15 protein-coding genes are annotated in these 17,269 nt (G+C 68.5%); 3 read left to right on the forward strand and 12 right to left on the reverse strand.

Annotated features, from left to right (window positions below):
• Window positions 1–34 precede the first annotated feature (34 nt).
• From secF to RWO82_RS08955, 7 genes are all read right to left on the reverse strand, one after another.
• Complete coding sequence (gene secF / locus RWO82_RS08925; RefSeq protein ID WP_314425852.1) at window positions 35–1,024, reverse strand: protein translocase subunit SecF; 990 nt, start codon at window positions 1,022–1,024, stop codon at window positions 35–37.
• The gene (gene secD / locus RWO82_RS08930; protein ID WP_314425856.1) at window positions 1,024–2,754 is read right to left on the reverse strand and encodes a protein translocase subunit SecD; all 1,731 of its coding nucleotides are present in this window, start codon (window positions 2,752–2,754) and stop codon (window positions 1,024–1,026) included. Before secD ends, secF begins: the two co-directional genes overlap by 1 nt.
• Before the next feature lie 62 nt (window positions 2,755–2,816).
• Window positions 2,817–3,224: a preprotein translocase subunit YajC gene (yajC, locus tag RWO82_RS08935; protein ID WP_314425859.1), complete on the reverse strand. Its 408-nt coding sequence runs from the start codon at window positions 3,222–3,224 to the stop codon at window positions 2,817–2,819.
• Between the two features lie 75 nt (window positions 3,225–3,299).
• Window positions 3,300–4,325, reverse strand: coding sequence for a Holliday junction branch migration DNA helicase RuvB (gene ruvB, locus RWO82_RS08940; protein WP_314425861.1), 1,026 nt, complete (start codon window positions 4,323–4,325; stop codon window positions 3,300–3,302).
• Window positions 4,318–4,923: a Holliday junction branch migration protein RuvA gene (gene ruvA, locus RWO82_RS08945; protein WP_314425863.1), complete on the reverse strand. Its 606-nt coding sequence runs from the start codon at window positions 4,921–4,923 to the stop codon at window positions 4,318–4,320. The genes ruvB and ruvA overlap by 8 nt, the downstream gene beginning before the upstream one ends.
• A 9-nt stretch (window positions 4,924–4,932) precedes the next feature.
• Complete coding sequence (gene ruvC / locus RWO82_RS08950; RefSeq protein ID WP_314425865.1) at window positions 4,933–5,514, reverse strand: crossover junction endodeoxyribonuclease RuvC; 582 nt, start codon at window positions 5,512–5,514, stop codon at window positions 4,933–4,935.
• Between the two features lie 45 nt (window positions 5,515–5,559).
• Window positions 5,560–6,321, reverse strand: coding sequence for a YebC/PmpR family DNA-binding transcriptional regulator (locus RWO82_RS08955; RefSeq protein WP_201471599.1), 762 nt, complete (start codon window positions 6,319–6,321; stop codon window positions 5,560–5,562).
• Window positions 6,322–6,452: 131 nt separating this feature from the next.
• Between RWO82_RS08955 and RWO82_RS08960 the strand changes: the two genes are divergently transcribed.
• Window positions 6,453–7,832: an aminotransferase class V-fold PLP-dependent enzyme gene (locus RWO82_RS08960; protein WP_314425867.1), complete on the forward strand. Its 1,380-nt coding sequence runs from the start codon at window positions 6,453–6,455 to the stop codon at window positions 7,830–7,832.
• 13 nt (window positions 7,833–7,845) lie between these two features.
• Here the strand turns inward: RWO82_RS08960 and RWO82_RS08965 are convergent, their stop codons facing one another.
• The 5 genes from RWO82_RS08965 to pdxS all read right to left on the reverse strand — a co-directional run bounded on the left by RWO82_RS08965 (window position 7,846) and on the right by pdxS (window position 14,881).
• Window positions 7,846–11,205 (reverse strand): SbcC/MukB-like Walker B domain-containing protein, encoded by a 3,360-nt coding sequence (locus tag RWO82_RS08965; RefSeq protein WP_314425879.1) that lies wholly within the window; start codon window positions 11,203–11,205, stop codon window positions 7,846–7,848.
• Complete coding sequence (locus tag RWO82_RS08970) at window positions 11,202–11,864, reverse strand: DUF4194 domain-containing protein (RefSeq protein WP_314425869.1); 663 nt, start codon at window positions 11,862–11,864, stop codon at window positions 11,202–11,204. The genes RWO82_RS08965 and RWO82_RS08970 overlap by 4 nt, the downstream gene beginning before the upstream one ends.
• Window positions 11,857–13,320, reverse strand: coding sequence for a DUF3375 domain-containing protein (locus RWO82_RS08975; RefSeq protein WP_314425871.1), 1,464 nt, complete (start codon window positions 13,318–13,320; stop codon window positions 11,857–11,859). Before RWO82_RS08975 ends, RWO82_RS08970 begins: the two co-directional genes overlap by 8 nt.
• A 72-nt stretch (window positions 13,321–13,392) precedes the next feature.
• The gene (gene pdxT, locus RWO82_RS08980; protein ID WP_314425874.1) at window positions 13,393–13,998 is read right to left on the reverse strand and encodes a pyridoxal 5'-phosphate synthase glutaminase subunit PdxT; all 606 of its coding nucleotides are present in this window, start codon (window positions 13,996–13,998) and stop codon (window positions 13,393–13,395) included.
• Window positions 13,988–14,881 carry a pyridoxal 5'-phosphate synthase lyase subunit PdxS gene (pdxS, locus tag RWO82_RS08985; RefSeq protein WP_314425875.1) on the reverse strand — a complete coding sequence of 298 codons (894 nt, stop codon included), beginning with the start codon at window positions 14,879–14,881 and terminating at the stop codon, window positions 13,988–13,990. Before pdxS ends, pdxT begins: the two co-directional genes overlap by 11 nt.
• A gap of 113 nt (window positions 14,882–14,994) precedes the next feature.
• On the opposite strand from pdxS, the gene RWO82_RS08990 reads away from it, so the two are divergent.
• A complete protein-coding gene (locus RWO82_RS08990; protein WP_314425877.1) occupies window positions 14,995–16,302 on the forward strand; it encodes an aminotransferase class I/II-fold pyridoxal phosphate-dependent enzyme in 1,308 nt (435 codons plus the stop codon).
• A gap of 60 nt (window positions 16,303–16,362) precedes the next feature.
• On the forward strand, window positions 16,363–17,214 hold the full coding sequence (gene pdxY, locus RWO82_RS08995) for a pyridoxal kinase PdxY (protein WP_314425878.1): 852 nt from the start codon (window positions 16,363–16,365) through the stop codon (window positions 17,212–17,214).
• Window positions 17,215–17,269: the final 55 nt, after the last annotated feature.

Raw genomic sequence — 17,269 nt, forward strand, 5'->3', positions numbered from 1 at the left:
CTCAGCGGGGTGCGGCCCCGTTGAGCGGGGACTATCAGGCCTGCGTGGTCGCGAGGCTGCGCGCCTCGCGGATCCTCGCATCGCGAGCTGCGAGCTGCGGCTCGTTCTCACGGAAGAGCGAGTACAGCGGGGCGGCCACGAACAGCGTCGAGTAGGTCGCCACGAGGATGCCGACGAAGATCGACAGCGAGATGTCGGTGAGCGACTCCGCGCCGAGCCAGAAGGCGCCGATGAACAGCACGGCACCGACCGGGAGCGCGGCCACGACCGACGTGTTGATCGAGCGGATCAGGGTCTGGTTGACCGCGAGGTTCACGGACTCGCCGAACAGTCGCGAGGACTGCTCGCCGTCTTCGGTCGTGTTCTCGCGGATCTTGTCGAAGACGACCGTCGTGTCGTACAGCGAGTACGCGAGGATCGTGAGGAATCCGATCACGGCCGCCGGAGAGATCTCGAAGCCGGCCAGGGCGTACACCCCGACCGTGATCACGAGCACGTCGAGGAGCCCGATGATCGCCGCTGCGGACATCTTCCAGGTGCGGAAGTAGATCGCGAGGATCAGGAAGGTGAGCGCGAGGAAGATCGCCAGGCCCCACAGCGACTGCTTGGTCACGTTCTCGCCCCAGGCGGGGCCGATGAACGATGACGTGACGCTGTCGGGGTCGACGCCGTAGGCCTCGGCGAGAGCGGCCGACACCTGCTGGGTCTCGTCGGCGCTCATCTGGTCGGTCTGCACCCGGATGTCCGCGTCGCCCACGACCACGACCTTCGTCGCGGCGTCGGGGACGACGGACTTCACAGCGGTCGTCGCCGTGTCCTGCTCGAGCGAGTCGGGGGCCTGCACGGTGAACTGCGATCCGCCGGTGAACTCGATCGAGAACTGGACCGGACGGAACAGCGGCACGAGCGCGGATCCGACCACGAGGACGATCGCGATGATGAACCACAGCCGACGCCTGCCGACGAACGGGAAGGAGGTCTTACCCGAATACAGGTTGTTGCCGAACTCGTTCATGGAAGCCATCACGCGTCCCCCTCACTTCCGGAGCTGGTGGGTCTCTCACCGGCGAGTGCTTCGGCGCGCTTGCGCTCTGCGATGGTCTGGCGACGCTCGGCTTCGCCACGGGCGCGGGTGTTCTTCGCGCCCCGACCGGCAGAGGTCGTCGTGACCTCGCGGAACTGGGCGCGGCTCCGGTACACGGAACCGAGCGACTCCGGGTCGAGGCCCGAGAGCTTGTGTCCGCCGCCGAAGAACTTCGTGCGTGCCAGCAGCTGCATCACCGGATGCGTGAAGATCACGAAGATGAACACGTCGATCAGGGTCGTCAGACCCAGTGTGAACGCGAAGCCCTTCACGGTCGCATCGGCGAGGATGTACAGCACGACGGCGGCAAGGATGTTGATCGACTTCGAGATGTAGATCGTGCGCTTGGCGCGACCCCAGCCGTCCTCGACCGCCGAGGTGATCGACTTGCCGTCACGGAGCTCATCTCGAATTCGTTCGAAGTAGACGATGAACGAGTCGGCCGTGAATCCGATCGAGACGATGAGACCGGCGACTCCGGCGAGCGACAGGCGGAACCCGAGCCGCCACGCCAGGATGCAGATGATGATGTACGTCAGGATCGCCATCACACCGATCGACGCGATGATCACGGTGCCGAGCGCTCGATACACGATCAGGGAGTAGATCGCGACGAGCGCGAGTCCGATGAGTCCCGCGATCAGACCGATCTGCAGCTGCTGCGTCCCGAGCGTCGCCGAGACCGTGTCGCTGCTCTGCACGACGAAGCTGAGCGGCAGAGCACCGAACTTGAGCTGATCCGCGAGCGTCGTGGCCGTCTCCTGCGTGAAGCTGCCCGAGATGCTCGGACGGCCGTCGAGGATCTGGCCGTTCATCTGCGGAGCGCTGATGACGGAGCCGTCGAGGACGAACGCGAACTGGTCGCGGGGCGTCAGGCCGTCGATGCGGTTCTGGTTGAGGCGCGTGCTGACCTGGCCGAACTTCTCGGTGCCCTCGCCGTTCATCTCGAGCTGCACGAGCCAGGCGCCCGAGCGAGGATCGCGGCCGGCGGTCGCGTCGGTGATCGCGTCGCCGGTGAGCTCGGTGGGTCCGAGGAGGTACTTGGCCTGGTTCGTGGGATCGCACGCGATCAGCGGCTCGTCCTGCGGCGCGTTCGAGGGGTCGCTCGTGGGGTTCGCGCAGTCGTACGCGAGGAACTCGGCGCTGAGCCTGTCGGTCACCCAGGAGAGGTCGCTGCCGTCGGTGGGCTCGGCCGTGGGGGTCGCGTTGAGAGAGTCGTCCGGCGTCGGATACGGCGTCTCGTTCCCGTCATCGCCCACGAACGAGGTGACCGCTGCCGTCGTGGCGAGCACCGCGCGGAACTCGAGCTGCGCGCTCGACTGGATCCGCTGACGGGTCTCCTCATCGGCGTTGCCCGGGATCTGGACGACGATGTTCTGGCCGCCCTCGGTCGTGATGTCGGCCTCGGCGACACCCGACGCGTCGACGCGCTGGCGGATGATCGCGGCAGCCTGGTCGAGCTGCTCCTGCGAGGGCGCGGCGCCGCTCTCCGTCTGCGCGCTCAGGACGATCTGCGTGCCGCCCTGAAGGTCGAGTGCGAGCTCGGGCGTCCAGGAGCTCTTCTGGAACACGTACACGCCCAGGGCGTTGACGCCGAACAGGACTCCCGTCACCAGGAGCAGGCCGAGGAGGACCCGCCAGGCGTGACGGACCGGAGAGGATGAAGCCACGTGTGATCAGCTTTCTGAGATGCCCGAGCGCGGAACGCCGCGCTGCCGCGATGGAAGGTGCTTTATTTGTCGTCGGCGTCGCGCTCGAGGCGACGGCGGGTCTCTTCCGGGGTCTCGACCACGGCCGGGTCTGCGGCGAGAGGGTCGACGTCGCTGACCACGGGTGCCTCGTCACCGAACTCGGCGACCGCGACGTCGTCCTTGGGCTCGACGATGCGCAGGATCGCCTGGCTGTGGACCTCGATGACGGTGCCCGGAGCGATCTCGATCAGCGCGGGCGAATCGAGGTCCTCGTGGTCGTAGGCGACCACGGTTCCGTAGATGCCGCCCTGCATGAGCACCTTGGCGCCGGGAACCGTCTTGGAGGCCTTCTCCTCCTGCTCGGCCTTCATCTGCTTCTGGCGCTTGCGGCCGTTGACGAACATGAACACGACGAGGACGGCAAGGAGGCCGAAGAGCAGGATTTCCATGGGTGGCTAGCGCCTTTCGCAGGTGCACGCACCAACCAGCGGGCGCACAGATTTATCGGGGGAAGTCTTCAGCGATTATAGGTCATCGAAGCGAAGCGCCCCGTCAGGGTGAGCGACACCCAGATGCGCGTACGCCTCGGGCATCGCGACCCGCCCGCGTGGAGTGCGCCCGAGGAAGCCGATGCGCACGAGATACGGCTCCACCACGCTCTCGACCGTCTCGGCCTCTTCGCCGACGGCGACGGCGAGAGTGCTGAGCCCCACGGGCCCTCCGCGGAACCGGCGCACGAGAGACTCCAGCACCGCGCGGTCGAGCCGATCCAGCCCGATGGGGTCGACGTCGTAGAGCTCCAGCGCGGCCTGCACGCCGTCGAGCGTCGCCGCTCCCCCGCCGTGGACCAGTGCGTAGTCCCGCACGCGACGAAGAAGCCGGTTGGCGATACGCGGCGTGCCGCGAGACCGTCTGGCGATCTCGGAGAGCGAGTCGCGCGGCAGGTCGACTCCCAGCACGAGAGCGGACCGGTCGATCACCTGCTCGAGCTCCGCCTCGTCATAGAACTCGAGGTGGCCCGTGAAACCGAAACGATCGCGCAGCGGGTTGGGAAGCAGTCCTGATCGCGTGGTCGCTCCGACGAGCGTGAACGGGGCGAGTTCCAACGGGATGCTGGTGGCTCCTGCCCCCTTGCCGACCATGATGTCGATCCGGAAGTCCTCCATCGCCAGGTACAGCATCTCCTCTGCGGACCTGGCCATGCGGTGGATCTCGTCGATGAAGAGCACCTCACCGGGAACGAGACTCGACAGCAGGGCCGCCAGGTCGCCCGCGTGCTGGATCGCCGGGCCGCTGGAGAGGCGCAGAGGTCGTTGGCTCTCGTGCGCGATGATCATCGCGAGAGTCGTCTTGCCGAGACCAGGGGGGCCCGCAAGCAGGATGTGGTCGGGCGGACGGTTCTGGATCCGCGCGGCGTCGAGGAGCAGCTGCAGCTGCCCGCGCACCTTCTGCTGACCGACGAATTCGCCGAGGCTCGTCGGCCGCAGTGCCCCTTCGATCGCGAGCTCGGTCTCGTCGACCGGCTCCTCGGCATCGCGAGCGTCAGACACGAGCGGGTCCCAGCATCGCGAGCGTTCGCCGCAGAAGCGGTGCGACGGCGGCGCGTTCGGCATCCGTGGCCTCTGCGGCGGTCTGCGCCGCGGCCTCGGCGGCGACCTTCTCCGACCATCCCAACCCGACCAGAGCCGCCGTGACCTGATCGACGACGTCGGGAGCGCCGCTCGTCGACGACTTCGCCGTGATCCCCGTCGGCTGCACCTTGCCGGCGAGTTGCACGACGATCAGCTTGGCGGTCTTCGGGCCGATCCCGGACACTCTGCGGAAGGGAGCGTCGTCTTCCGCGTTCACCGCCTCGGCGATCTGGTCGACGGTCAGGTGCGACAGCACTCCGAGCGCCGACTTGGGCCCGACGCCCGTGACGCTGATGAGCAGCCCGAAGATCTCGAGCTCGCGACGATCCGCGAAGCCGTAGAGCGAGAGCGCATCCTCGCGGACGATCAGGCTCGTGTGCAGCAGCAGCCGCTCCCCCACGGTCGCCGTGTGTGCGACGTCGCCGGGTACCGCGACCGAGAAGCCGACACCTCCGACATCGATGACGACCTGGTCGGACGACGAGTGCAGGACAGAGCCGTGCAGCGAGGAGATCATGAGTCCAGACTAGGCGCGCGATCGTAGGTATGTTCGAGCGACACGCTCCGCGTCGGCCCACGCCCGTTGGGCCGGAGTCTGCGTCTCGCCGCCGGGAGCACCCGCCGCGCCTCGACGCCAGGCGTGACACAGAGCGATCGCCAGCGCGTCCGCGGCGTCTGCGGGCTGCGGCGGACTGTCGAGTCGGAGGATGCGGGCGATCATGGCCTGCACCTGCTTCTTGTCGGCCGAGCCGTACCCCGTCACCGCGGCCTTGACCTCGCTCGGCGTGTGCGTCGCCGCAGGGAGTCCGGCCTCGGCTGCCAGGAGCAGGGCGACGCCGCTCGCCTGAGCCGTGCCCATGACCGTGTGCGTGTTCTGCTGGGCGAACACCCGCTCGACGGCCACCGCATTCGGTCGGTGCTCCGCGAGCACCTCTCGGATCCCGGCCGCGACGAGCGCGAGTCGCTCGCCGATCGGCATATCGGGATCGGAGCGGATCACTCCGACGTGCACGAGCGTGCCCCGCCGCGAACGGTCGACGTCGACGACCCCGACGCCGCAGCGTGTGAGTCCGGGGTCGATGCCGAGAACGCGCAGCGAAGAGGTCACCGTCTCAGGCTATGCGCCACGTGGGCGCGAACCGCGTCGGCGCGCCTAGGCGTCGTCGTTCTCGAGCTCCGCCTGCACCTCGGCCGACAGGTCGAAGTTCGTGAACACGTTCTGGACGTCTTCACTGTCTTCGAGCGCGTCGATCAGTCGGAACACCTTGCGTGCGGTGTCGGCGTCGATCTCGACCTTGAGGTTCGGCACGAACTCGACGTCCGCCGACTCGTAGTCGATGCCCGCGTCCTGCAGCGCACTGCGCACGGCCACCAGATCGGTCGCCTCGGTGATGATCTCGAACCCCTCGGCGTGCGGCTCGATCTCCTCAGCGCCTGCCTCGAGGGCGGCCATCATGACATCGTCCTCCGTGGTCCCCTCGGAACCCACGACGATCACGCCCTTGCGGCTGAAGTTGTAGGCGACGCTGCCCGGGTCGGCGAGAGTTCCGCCGTTGCGGCTCAGCGCCGTGCGCACCTCGGCGGCAGCACGGTTCTTGTTGTCGGTGAGGCACTCGATCATCATGGCGACGCCGTTGGGTCCGTAGCCTTCGTACATGATCGAGGTGTATTCGACCGCTTCGCCGCCGATGCCCGCGCCGCGCTTCACCGCGCGGTCGATGTTGTCCTTCGGGACGGACGTCTTCTTGGCCTTCTGAACAGCGTCGAACAGGGTCGGGTTCCCTGCGAGATCCGCTCCGCCCAGCTTCGCCGCGACCTCGATGTTCTTGATGAGCTTGGCCCAGGACTTGGCGCGCCTGGAGTCGATGATGGCCTTCTTGTGCTTCGTGGTGGCCCACTTGGAATGCCCGGACATATGTCTCCGCTCGTCGTATCCGCCCGTGAGCACGGCCCAGGGCGTCGTCCATTCTATCGAACATGCCGACATCGCGCGGCTGCACGACCGTCCCCCTGGCGCGATGCGGATCGCGGGTGTAGTCCTGAGTCATGGACGACACCGTCGACGATGAGAGGGTGCGCGGCCTGGATGCCGCCCACCGTGCAGTGCTGGAGTTCCTCGGATCGCTCGATGACAGACCGGTGTGGCCGCGCGCCACCCTCGCCGACATGCTCGAGGCGTTCGGCGGTCCGCTGCCCGACGAGGGCGTGCCCGCCGCAGACGTCGTGCAGGAGATCGTCTCGCGAGCGGATCCGGGGCTCGTCGCGATCCCCGGAGGTCGCTTCTTCGGCTTCGTGATCGGCGGCACGTACCCGGCTGCCCTCGCCGCAGACTGGCTCGTGTCGGCCTGGGACCAGAACTCCGGCTCGGCCCTGCTCACCCCGACCACCGTGGCGCTGGAACGCATCGCCGGCGGATGGATGCTCGACGTCCTCGGTCTGCCCGAGTCCGCGAGCGTGGGCTTCGTCACGGGCGGCCAGATGGCGAATTTCACGTGTCTCGCGACCGCGCGCAACGCAGTGCTGGCCCGCGTGGGCTGGAGCCTCAGCGAACAGGGCCTGCGGGGCTCCCCCGCGATCCGTTTCGTCGTGGGCGCCGATCGGCACGGCTCGATCGACCGTGCGGCGCGCTTTCTCGGGATCGGCCGGAACGACATCATCGTCGTCGACTCCGACGATCAGGGGCGCATGCGACCGGCGGCTCTCGACGCCGCGCTCGAGGACGGCGCCGGTCCGCTCATCGTGTGCCTGCAGGCCGGCGAGGTCCACACCGGAGCGTTCGACGACTTCGCCGCACTCGTGCCCATCGCTCACGATCACGGCGCCTGGGTGCATGTCGACGGGGCGTTCGGTCTGTGGGCCGCGGCATCCGAGGCGCTGCGACCGCTCACGACGGGCATGTCGGCCGCCGATTCGTGGGCGACCGACGCCCACAAGACGCTCAACGTGCCGTACGACTGCGGAATGGCGATCGTCCGCGACCCGGCCGAGTCGATCGCCGCGTTCCGGACGGGCGGCGACTACCTGATCTACACGAGCCTGGATCCCTGGGACGTCTCCCCCGAGCTGTCGCGTCGCGCACGAGGCGTGCCCGCATGGGCGGCGATGCGGGGCCTCGGGCGACGCGGGCTGGCGGCGCTCATGGACCGGCTGCACGACAACGCGGTCATGATGGCCGCAGGGCTCGCCTCGATCGACGGCGTCGAGGTGCTGAACGAGGTCGTGTACACCCAGGTCATGTTCCGTCTCGCGTCGGACGAGGCGACGCGGGAGCTGGGTGCCGCCGTGCTCGCCGAGGGAACCGCCGCGATGACGGGAGCCGAGTGGCGTGGCCGTTCGGCGCTGCGCTGCTCGATGTCATCGTGGGCGACGACGCCGGACGACATCGATCGCACGGTCTCTGCGATCCGGCAACTCGTCGTGGACTGAGGCCGCGACTCGATCACGCGTCGTCGACCGGCAGCCCCACCTTCGGCCGGGCCCAGGAGCGCCCCTTCGTGTCCTTGAGGATGTCGTACTCGACGTCGACGTGGGGTTCGATCGCGCTGTACTTGTCGTTCGGCGCACCGATCACCAGCTGGAAGCCCAGACCGCGCCACGCTCCGATGGCCCTCTTCGTGAAGTGCGCGTCCGCTTTGATCAGGGCCTCGTCCATGAACACGGGGGCGTACCGCGGCCGCTCGGCACCTGCGTCGCCGAGCTGGTACCGCAGCGCGGCGCCCACGATGAACGCGACGAGCTCCTGCGATTCACCGCCCGACTTCTCGCCGATGTGATCGTAGAGCGCGACGTGCTCCCGGGTGACCGCGTGCACCCTCTCCGCGCTCACGCGCACATGGTTGCGCACGTCGATGAGCTCGGCGAAGTCGGGGGCCGTGCGTCGCATCCTGGCGATCAGCCGACTCATCCTGCGGTAGACGTTCTCGCGCTCGGCGTCGGTGCTCGCCGCATCGATCAGACCGCGCACCTCGCGCAACTCCCTGCGGAACCTGCGTCGCGCCTCTGACTGGTTCTCACGCGGAGAGATCTGCAGACGGTGGTCGTCGTCGTAGAACGGCAGCTCCTCCATGATCCTGTTGATGGGATCGATGCGATTCCTGATCTCGCGAAGCGATCTGCTGAGCGTGGAGTCCAGACTCGTCAGATCGTTGCCGGAGAGCTTGAGCAGGCTGTCGCGCCACTCGGACTCGAGTTCGTGCAGCCCGTTGGTCTGCAGGGCGTCGAGGATCGACTCGAACTCGGCGACGGATTCGTCGGGGTCGGGGAGGATCGTGAGCGAGTCCCACCGCTCGAGGAACCCCGTCATCAGTCGTCGCATCTGTTCGCGCTGCTCCGCGTGCGACGCCGCTGCGGCCGTGCGCTCTTCGAGCAGGCGAGTGGCCGCCGTCCGCAGGGCGGAGTCCAGCTGCGCGAGCCGCTCGGATGCTGTCACGCTCACGGCCGACTCGGCGCCGAGGAATCTCGCATCGAGGAACGCGCGGTGACGGTCCTCGACGGCGGTGCCGGCCACCTCGGCGGCATCGACGATCCGCTGGCACGCGTCGACCTGATCCGTGACCTCCACCCAGCGGTCCTGGGCGACCGTGAGTTCACCGCCGAGCCGCGCGCTCGCGTCTCGCAGCTGTCCCGTGCGGGCTCGCAGCTCGTCGGCCCGTGCCTGCAGGTCAGCGATCTGCGGGTTCTCGGCGGAGACCTCCGTCTGGACGCCGATCCATCTCGACCGCTCGGCTGAGACCGCCTCCACGTCGATCTGCTCCCAGGTGAGGTCCTCGATCTTCGCGCGGGCTTTCGCGGTGATGTCGAGGAGGTCGAGGAGACGCTCCGCATCGGCCGCGGCCTCGCTCGCCGCCTCTCGCCGCTGCTCGAGGCCGGCGATCTGCTCGTCGAGGTCGCGCAGGCGGCGGCCGTTGGAGAACCCGAGCAGATTCGCGCGCCCGTGACCGCCGTGCGAGCCGCGGTCACCGTGCGACACCTGCCCGGAGATCGTCAGAGCGCGCGGATGCGCGGCGATGTCCGCCGAGGAGTCGACGCACACGAAGTCGTACCGGTCGTCGAGCCGGCGATGCAGCCACCCCGTGAAAGGGGTCTGCCGGTAATCGAGTCGCCCGGGAAGCGTGCGCGGATCCGACGGTCGCGGCTCGCCCTCTCCCGTCTTCACGCCCTGATAGGAGATCCGCTCCGGAGTGCGCACAGACTCGATCGCCGCACGGAAGCGATCCAGGTCGGCGACGTCGACCAACAGCGTCCGTGCGAAACCGCCGAGAGCCAGGTTGAATGCCTCTCGCCAGGGTTCGAACTCGGTGCGCACCTCGATGAGCTCTCCCACGAAGGGAAGATCCTCAGGCGTCAGTCCCGCGGCCTCGGCCAGCAGCGCACGGGATGCGTGCAGGTGGGCGGGGATGCTGCCGTGAAGGTGCTCGGTCCGCTCTCGCTCAGAGCGGGCCTGAGCGAGCTCGCGCTCTGCCGCTCGGCGCGCCGACTCCGCGTCGGCGAAGGCCGCGCGCGCGCCGCGGAGTCGCTCCTCGGGGAGATCCTCACGCAGGCGAGCGAGCAGTTCCTCGTACTGCGATGCCGTGTTCACCTCCGTGCCGAGCTCGCGCACGACGGCGTCGAATCTCGCCCGCTCCCGTCGCACGTCCTCGAGCCGTCGTTCGGCGGCCCGCAGTTCGCGCTGAGCCGTGTCGAGTCGATCCCCTCCCGACTGGCGCAGGACGTCGAGGAGTCCTTCGCGTTCGAGCTCGGCGGCGTCGATGAGGGCGTTCTTCTCGCGCAACGCGAGCTGGAGCGCCCTGGTCCGGTCGCGCAGCTCCGTCTCGACCTCGCGCAGCAGATCGAGACGACGCTGTGCGCTCCACAGCGCAGCGAGAGTCGAGGGATCCGAGAACACGCCGACCTCATCCACGACCCGCATGCGCTCGGCGGCGGCAGCGATCCGCTGCGAGATGCCGCGGATCGGCTCGAGAGCAGCGACCTGCTGCTTGGCGACGAGCATCCGCGTACGCGTGCTCTCGAGCTCGTCGAAGTGGGCGACGACCGCATCCGCGGTCGCCATCGTCTCGGGCTCGTCGAGCACCAGCTTCTTGTACAGGTCGTCGACCGTGGTGATCTGCTGGCCCGCCTGGATGCGCGCGAGCAGACTGACGGCCTTCGCCCCCGATCCTCCCGCCCCGATGCCGAGCACGGCGTGCAGACGCGCAGAGAACTCGCGGTCGGTGGGCAGCGGTTCCAGCCCGAGAGACCGCGCCGATGCGTCGCTCAGCCTCAGCGCCGCGGCCTGATCCAGGCGCGCGAGATCGAAAGCGTCCTCGATCGTCGCACGCAGTCGCGTCGTGTCCTCGAGAGTCCGCGCATCGGCGGGGATGTACCAGCCGCGCACCGCGGTGAAGCGCGAGCCGTCGTGGTCGAGCCAGGTCATCGCCACGGCACTCCACGTGTCCTCGCCGTCACCGCGCAGCACCCGCAGTCTGGTGCCCTCGTCAGTGCGGGACTCGTCGATCTTGCCGCGTCCGTACGACAGGATGTTGCGCTGCTCTTCGCCCCGCGGACGCCCGGTGACCCCGCCGTTCGACGCGCCGTTGAAGGGCGTCGTGTGAGGCATCATCAGCGCGATGTAGCCGTCCATGAGCGTCGACTTGCCGGAGCCGGATCCGCCGCACAGCAGCGTCGCGTCCGGCGAGAAGCGCACGCGGTGAGGCCCGCCGTCGTAACCGCCCCAGTTGATGAGTTGCAGTTCTTCCGCGACCCACTGCTGCCCTCGTGAACTCGACGGGATCATCCCGAAGAGCGTGTCCATCATGGTCATCGTGTCGCCACCGCCTGAGTCCGCAGCCAATCGCGCAGCTCCTTGAGGGTCTCGGCGCTCAGCACCACCTCGACGAGCGCGGTGATGCGGTAGCGTCCGCTGGTCTCCTCCTGCACGATTCCCTCCCTGTCGAGCCGGTCCAGAGCACCGCGGATCGCGCGCTGCTGCTTCGCGGTACCGCCGTCGGTCTCCGCGAAGTAGCTGAGGACGGTCTGCTCGATGTCCTCGACGTCGATGCGCACGGAGGATTCACCCGCCGCCGCCTCGCGCTGATAGACCGTGCGCAGATGCACGAGCACCAGCGTCTCGGCTCGGGAGTAGGGAGCATCCTTCAGAAGGACCGGCATCTCCACTTCATCCGAGCGGAGCTGCTGCTTGTATGCGAACCCGCGTGCGTGATCCATGACGAGCCTCAGGTACATGTCGTTCAACCGCGACTCGATCACGTGCTGATGCTCCCGCAGCAAGGTCCACTCTCGCGGATTCCGCTCCGCCGCGATGAACCGACGCTGCAACAGGTGCACGAGCACGCGACGTATCTCGGGGTCGAGGGTTCCCCGGTCGCCGGGGAAGTGCTCTTCGAGATCCTGCTCCATCGCGGTCGGGGCGATGAAGGCGTCGTCGCTCGCGTCGATCGTCGTGGAATTCTCGTCAGTCATCCTGCTCCTCTTTCCTGCTGCGGGCGACGACCGCTCCGAAGGCGAAACGACGAGTCGTCCCGTCCGGACGCAGTGCCTCGACCGTCGAGATCCCCTCGGCGTCCGTGAGACCGTTGCGGTGGGCGATCTCGAGAAGCCCGAGGAGGTCCACCGGCCGCCGCGCCGCATCCGGCACGCTCCGGAAGGCCTCGGCGAGATCGAACTCGTCGCCGAGCCCAGCCACATATTCCTCGAGTTCGGCGTACCGCGGCCCGCCCCACGCCCGAGTGTCCCGATCGACGAAGTCGACGTCGTCGGCCTCCGCGAGCGGCGCGGGCGCGCGGGGCGGACGGATGTCGCTCACGGTCTGCCTCAGATGCCCGAGATCGATCAGCGGCATGCTGCGGACCGGGTCGACGACCGAGGCCGATCCCGACCAGCCGTGCAGGCCCGCGATGACGTCTCTCAGGAGGTCATCGATCTGTCTGTCGCGCAGCGGGTCGTGGGTCTTCACCTGCCCGGTGATGACGTGCGACGCGCGGCGCTGCGCGGCGAGCACCTCCTCGACCCCCGTTTCCACCCGACGACCGACGGCATCGAGCTCGGCGCGCTGCGAACCGTCGAGCATGCGCGCGAAGGGCTGAGCGAGGAGTCCGCTGAGCTGCTCGGTCAACGCGTCGATGCGGTCCGGATCACCGATGAGTCGGAGTGCACCGGCGAAAGCGCGCCCCTCCGGCGTCGACTGCATGACATCCTGCGCGCGTTGCAGGTACTCGCGCAGCACCTCGCCGGTGGGACGTTCATCCCGGCGCAGGTGCGCCACGACGTCTCGTTGCATCGCCTTGAGCGATTCCGCGACGCGTGTGAAATCCGCCGGCAGCTCGCGGGCGAGATGCAGCACGTTCTCCGCTTCCTCGAGGAGCTCGTCGTCGTCGAGCGGGTCGACGCGACCCGACTCCTCGATCCGGGAGATCTCGATGTCCCGGAGGTCGCGTTCCGCGCGGAGACGTGCGAGACGACGCTCCGGATCAGCCTCGGCGCTGTCGGAGAGATGCTCGACCGCGTCGAGAAGCGTCCGCACTCGGGAATTGGACACCCGGGTGCGTCCGGCACCGGTGCGGCCAGCGATCTCCAGCGCCTCGACCGCGTGAGCCGACAGTCGATACACCTCGACGTCGTCGTCGATCTGCTGCACGAGCCACCCGAGTCTGACCCAGTTCCGGCACACGTCTCTGCCGCTGCCGGTGGGCAGACGTCTGCCTTCGTCGTCGTCATCCGCTCCCCGCAGTTCGTCGAGCACCTCGGCGAGCTCGGCGTGTGCGTCCGCGACCGGCACGGAGGCGCGATCCGCGGTGAACAGGATCGTGAGCGATGCGACGACGAAGGGCGCGAATCGTCCGTGCAGGAGGTCGAGCGTGGGGGTGCTGAACGCTGCCACCGCGCGCGAGTACGCCGCCTCTGCTCGGGATCCAGTCACCCGATCGAGAGTAGTCGCGACACCGCGCACCCGCTGTCATGACCGTGCGCCCGGGCGGGTCGTGCGTGCGCGTCACGCCTCATGCGACCTCGCGGCGACGTGCGCGAGGAGACGCTCGTGGAATCGCGTCTCGCCGTCGACCTCCGGGTGGAAGCTCGTGCCCAGCAGCCGCCCCTGCTCGACCGCGACGATCGTGCCGTCGGGCAGCGCCGCGAGCACCCGGACATCCTGCCCGACGCGAGTGACGACGGGGGCGCGGATGAACGTGGCTCTCACGGGAGGATCGCCGAGCTCGGGCACGTCGAGTTCGGTCTCGAAGGACTCGGTCTGACGACCGAATGCGTTGCGTCGCACCGCGATGTCCATGCCGCCGAAGGACTGCTGCCCCTCGATGCCGTCGACGATCTCGTCGGCGAGGAGGATGAGCCCCGCGCACGTCCCGTAGACGGGAAGGCCCCCCGCGATCGCCGCTCGGATCGGATCGCGCATGCCGAAAGCGCGCGACAGCTTGTCGATCACGCTCGACTCACCGCCGGGGATCACGAGGCCGTCGACGGCGGCGAGCTCGTCGGGGCGGCGCACCAGCGCCACCTCGGCGCCGAGCCCCGCGAGCAGGGCGGCGTGCTCGCGCACGTCGCCCTGCAGCGCGAGCACCCCGACCCGTGGACTACCAGCCACGCTCGGCCAGGCGGTGCGGCGCGGGGAGGTCGGAAACGTTGATGCCCACCATCGCCTCACCGAGGCCGCGCGAGACCTCGGCGATGACCTTGGCGTCGTCGAAGAAGGTGGTCGCCTTCACGATCGCCTTGGCACGCTCTGCCGGGTTGCCCGACTTGAAGATGCCGGAGCCGACGAAGACACCATCGGCGCCGAGCTGCATCATCATCGCGGCGTCCGCGGGGGTGGCCACGCCGCCGGCGACGAACAGCACCACCGGGAGCGCGCCGGTCTCCGCGATCTCGGCGACGAGCTCGTACGGGGCCTGGAGCTCCTTCGCGGCGACGAACAGCTCATCCTTGGGGAGGGCCGTGAGCGCAGCGATCTCGCCGCGGATCTTGCGGATGTGCTTCATAGCCTCCGAGACGTCGCCCGTGCCGGCCTCGCCCTTGGAGCGGATCATCGCCGCACCCTCGTTGATGCGGCGGAGCGCTTCGCCGAGGTTGGTGGCACCGCAGACGAAGGGAATCGTGAAGCCCCACTTGTCGATGTGGTTCACATAGTCGGCGGGCGACAGCACCTCGGACTCGTCGATGTAGTCGACGCCGAGCTCCTGCAGCACCTGGGCCTCGACGAAGTGACCGATACGGGCCTTGGCCATGACGGGGATCGAGACGGCGTCGATGATGCTGTCGATCATGTCGGGGTCGCTCATGCGCGACACCCCGCCCTGCGCACGGATGTCGGCGGGAACCCGCTCCAGCGCCATGACGGCGACCGCGCCGGCATCCTCCGCGATCTTGGCCTGGTCGGCGGTGACCACGTCCATGATGACGCCGCCCTTGAGCATCTCGGCGAGACCGCGCTTGACGCGCGAGGATCCGGTGGTGGTCTGTTCGGTCATGAGAGCTCCTGTCGGGGAAGCACGGTGTGCGTGAGGGTGTCGAACGATGACTCGTTTGATCTAGGCCAAACAGTAGCACTGTCCGTGACGACCTAGAATCGTCATGAGGACACATGAGCGAACAGATCACGGGAACGACCGCGGCGGACATCGCCGACAGCGTGCGAGCGCTGCGCGACCGCGGCGTCCTCCGCGCCGGCAGTCCCCTGCCGCCCGTACGCGAGCTCGCCGCCCTTCTCGGTGTGAACCGCAACACGGCCGTCGCCGCATACCGCCAACTCGCTCAAGCGGGACTCGTCGTCTCGCGCGGTCGCGCCGGCACGATCGTCGCCGGACACGAATCGGTCGCACAGGAGGGGTACGCGCCCGATACGGTGCTGCGCGACGTCGGCACGGGAAACCCCGATCCGCGTCTCATCCCGGATCCCTCGCCGGCGCTCGCGAACGTCGCAGGACGCCCGGTCCTGTACGGGGAGCCGGTGATCGATCGCGGTCTCGACGAGTGGGCGCGCGAGTGGATCGCCGACGACCTCCGGCACCCGGAGTTCAGCATCACCGTGACCAGCGGTGCTGTCGACGCCGTCGAACGGCTGCTCGCCCAGGCGCTGATGCGCGACGATGCCGTCGCGCTCGAGGACCCGTGCTTCCTCGCCAGCATCCACACCGTCCGCCTCGGCGGATATCGGGCGGTTCCCGTTCCCGTCGACGACCAGGGGATGACGGTCGACGGCCTCCGTGCCGCCGTGGAGGCGGGAGTGCGCGCCGTGATCTGCACACCGCGCGCCCAGAACCCGACCGGTGCCAGTCTGACGGCCACGCGCGCCGCCGAACTGCGCGCCGTGCTCGCCGAGCATCCCTATGTGCTGATCATCGAGGACGATCACTTCTCGATGCTGTCGCCGCGCCCCTACGAATCACTCATCGGCCCTGATCACCGCCGTTTCGCGCTCGTGCGGTCGGTGTCGAAGTTCCTCGGGCCCGACATGTGCCTCGCCATCGCAGCGACCGACGCCACCACGGCCGAGCGCCTCTCGATGCGCCTGAGTCCCGGAACCACCTGGGTCAGTCATCTGCTGCAGCGCCTCACCCTGGCGCAGCTGACCGATGATGCGGTGCTCTCGCGCATCGCTGACGCCCGGGAGCACTACGCCGCACGGAACGCGACCTTCGCGTCCCGCTTGCGGGAGCAGGGGTTCGACTCCCCCGCGACCGACGGCCTGAGTCTGTGGATCGAACTGCCGCAACCCGCGCGCCTGGTCGCCGAACGACTCATGCGCCGAGGCTGGCTGGCGCGCACGGGCGACGACTTCGCCCTCGATGAGCGCGCCGACCCGTCTCACCACCTGCGCCTCACGGTGCACGATCTGTCGGACGACGACGCCGAGACCCTCATCGCCGACCTCGTCGCCGCCACACGGTGAACGACGCCCCATGACCACCCACCGCGGGAGCACTCCCGCCCTGAACGAAAGGATCGGAGAATGAAGGTCCTCTCCATCCAGTCCGCTGTCGCCTACGGGCATGTCGGCAACTCCGCCGCGGTGTTCCCCCTGCAGCGCATCGGCGTCGAGGTGCTGCCGGTCTACACCGTGAACTTCTCGAACCACACCGGCTACGGCGCATGGCGCGGCCCGCTCATCTCACCGGACGATGTGCGCGAGGTCATCACGGGCATCGAGGAGCGCGGCGTGTTCGGCGAGATCGACGCGGTGCTCAGCGGCTATCAGGGTGGCGAGGGCATCGGAGACGTCATCATCGACGCCGTCGCCCGTGTCAAGGCCGCCAACCCCGACGCGGTGTACGCGTGCGACCCGGTCATGGGCAACGCGAAGTCGGGATGCTTCGTCGCGCCGGCGATCCCTGTGCTGCTGCGCGAGAGGGTCGTTCCGGTCGCCGACATCATCACGCCCAACCAGTTCGAACTCGGATTCCTCACGGGGACCGAGCCCGACACGCTGGAGTCCACACTCGCCTCGGTCGACCTCGCGATGGCGATGGGTCCGCGCACGGTGCTGGTCACGAGCGTCGAGCGCCCCGACCGCGAAGAGGGCACGATCGAGATGCTGGTCGCCGACTCGGCGGGCGCCTGGATCGTGCAGACGCCGCGCCTGCCGATGAAGGCGAACGGCTCGGGCGATGTGACCGCCGCGCTGTTCACCGCCCATTACGTGCAGACCGGCGACGCGAAGACGGCTCTCGAGAGGACAGCGTCGAGCGTCTTCGATCTGCTCTCCCAGACGTTGGAGTCGGGCGAACGCGAACTGCAGCTCATCGAGGCGCAGGAGTACTACGCGCACCCACGGATGCAGTTCACCGCGCATCAGGTGCGCTGAACCGGGGGGGCGGGCGGCGCGCTTCGTCTCGGTCGGCTCCGCCGTCCTCGCTCAA

The organism is uncultured Microbacterium sp., from assembly GCF_963521645.1.
GTDB lineage: Bacteria > Actinomycetota > Actinomycetes > Actinomycetales > Microbacteriaceae > Microbacterium.

Bases quoted from the DNA above. Each gene is read 5' to 3' on its own strand.
- RWO82_RS08960 (WP_314425867.1), top strand. From the start codon at position 6,453: ATGGACGACACCGTCGACGATGAGAGGGTGCGCGGCCTGGATGCCGCC.
- RWO82_RS08990 (WP_314425877.1), top strand. From the start codon at position 14,995: ATGAGCGAACAGATCACGGGAACGACCGCGGCGGACATCGCCGACAGC.
- secF (WP_314425852.1), bottom strand. From the start codon at position 1,024: ATGGCTTCCATGAACGAGTTCGGCAACAACCTGTATTCGGGTAAGACC.
- pdxS (WP_314425875.1), bottom strand. From the start codon at position 14,881: ATGACCGAACAGACCACCACCGGATCCTCGCGCGTCAAGCGCGGTCTC.
- ruvA (WP_314425863.1), bottom strand. From the start codon at position 4,923: ATGATCTCCTCGCTGCACGGCTCTGTCCTGCACTCGTCGTCCGACCAG.
- pdxY (WP_314425878.1), top strand. From the start codon at position 16,363: ATGAAGGTCCTCTCCATCCAGTCCGCTGTCGCCTACGGGCATGTCGGC.
- RWO82_RS08955 (WP_201471599.1), bottom strand. From the start codon at position 6,321: ATGTCCGGGCATTCCAAGTGGGCCACCACGAAGCACAAGAAGGCCATC.
- RWO82_RS08970 (WP_314425869.1), bottom strand. From the start codon at position 11,864: ATGACTGACGAGAATTCCACGACGATCGACGCGAGCGACGACGCCTTC.
- RWO82_RS08965 (WP_314425879.1), bottom strand. From the start codon at position 11,205: ATGACCATGATGGACACGCTCTTCGGGATGATCCCGTCGAGTTCACGA.
- yajC (WP_314425859.1), bottom strand. From the start codon at position 3,224: ATGGAAATCCTGCTCTTCGGCCTCCTTGCCGTCCTCGTCGTGTTCATG.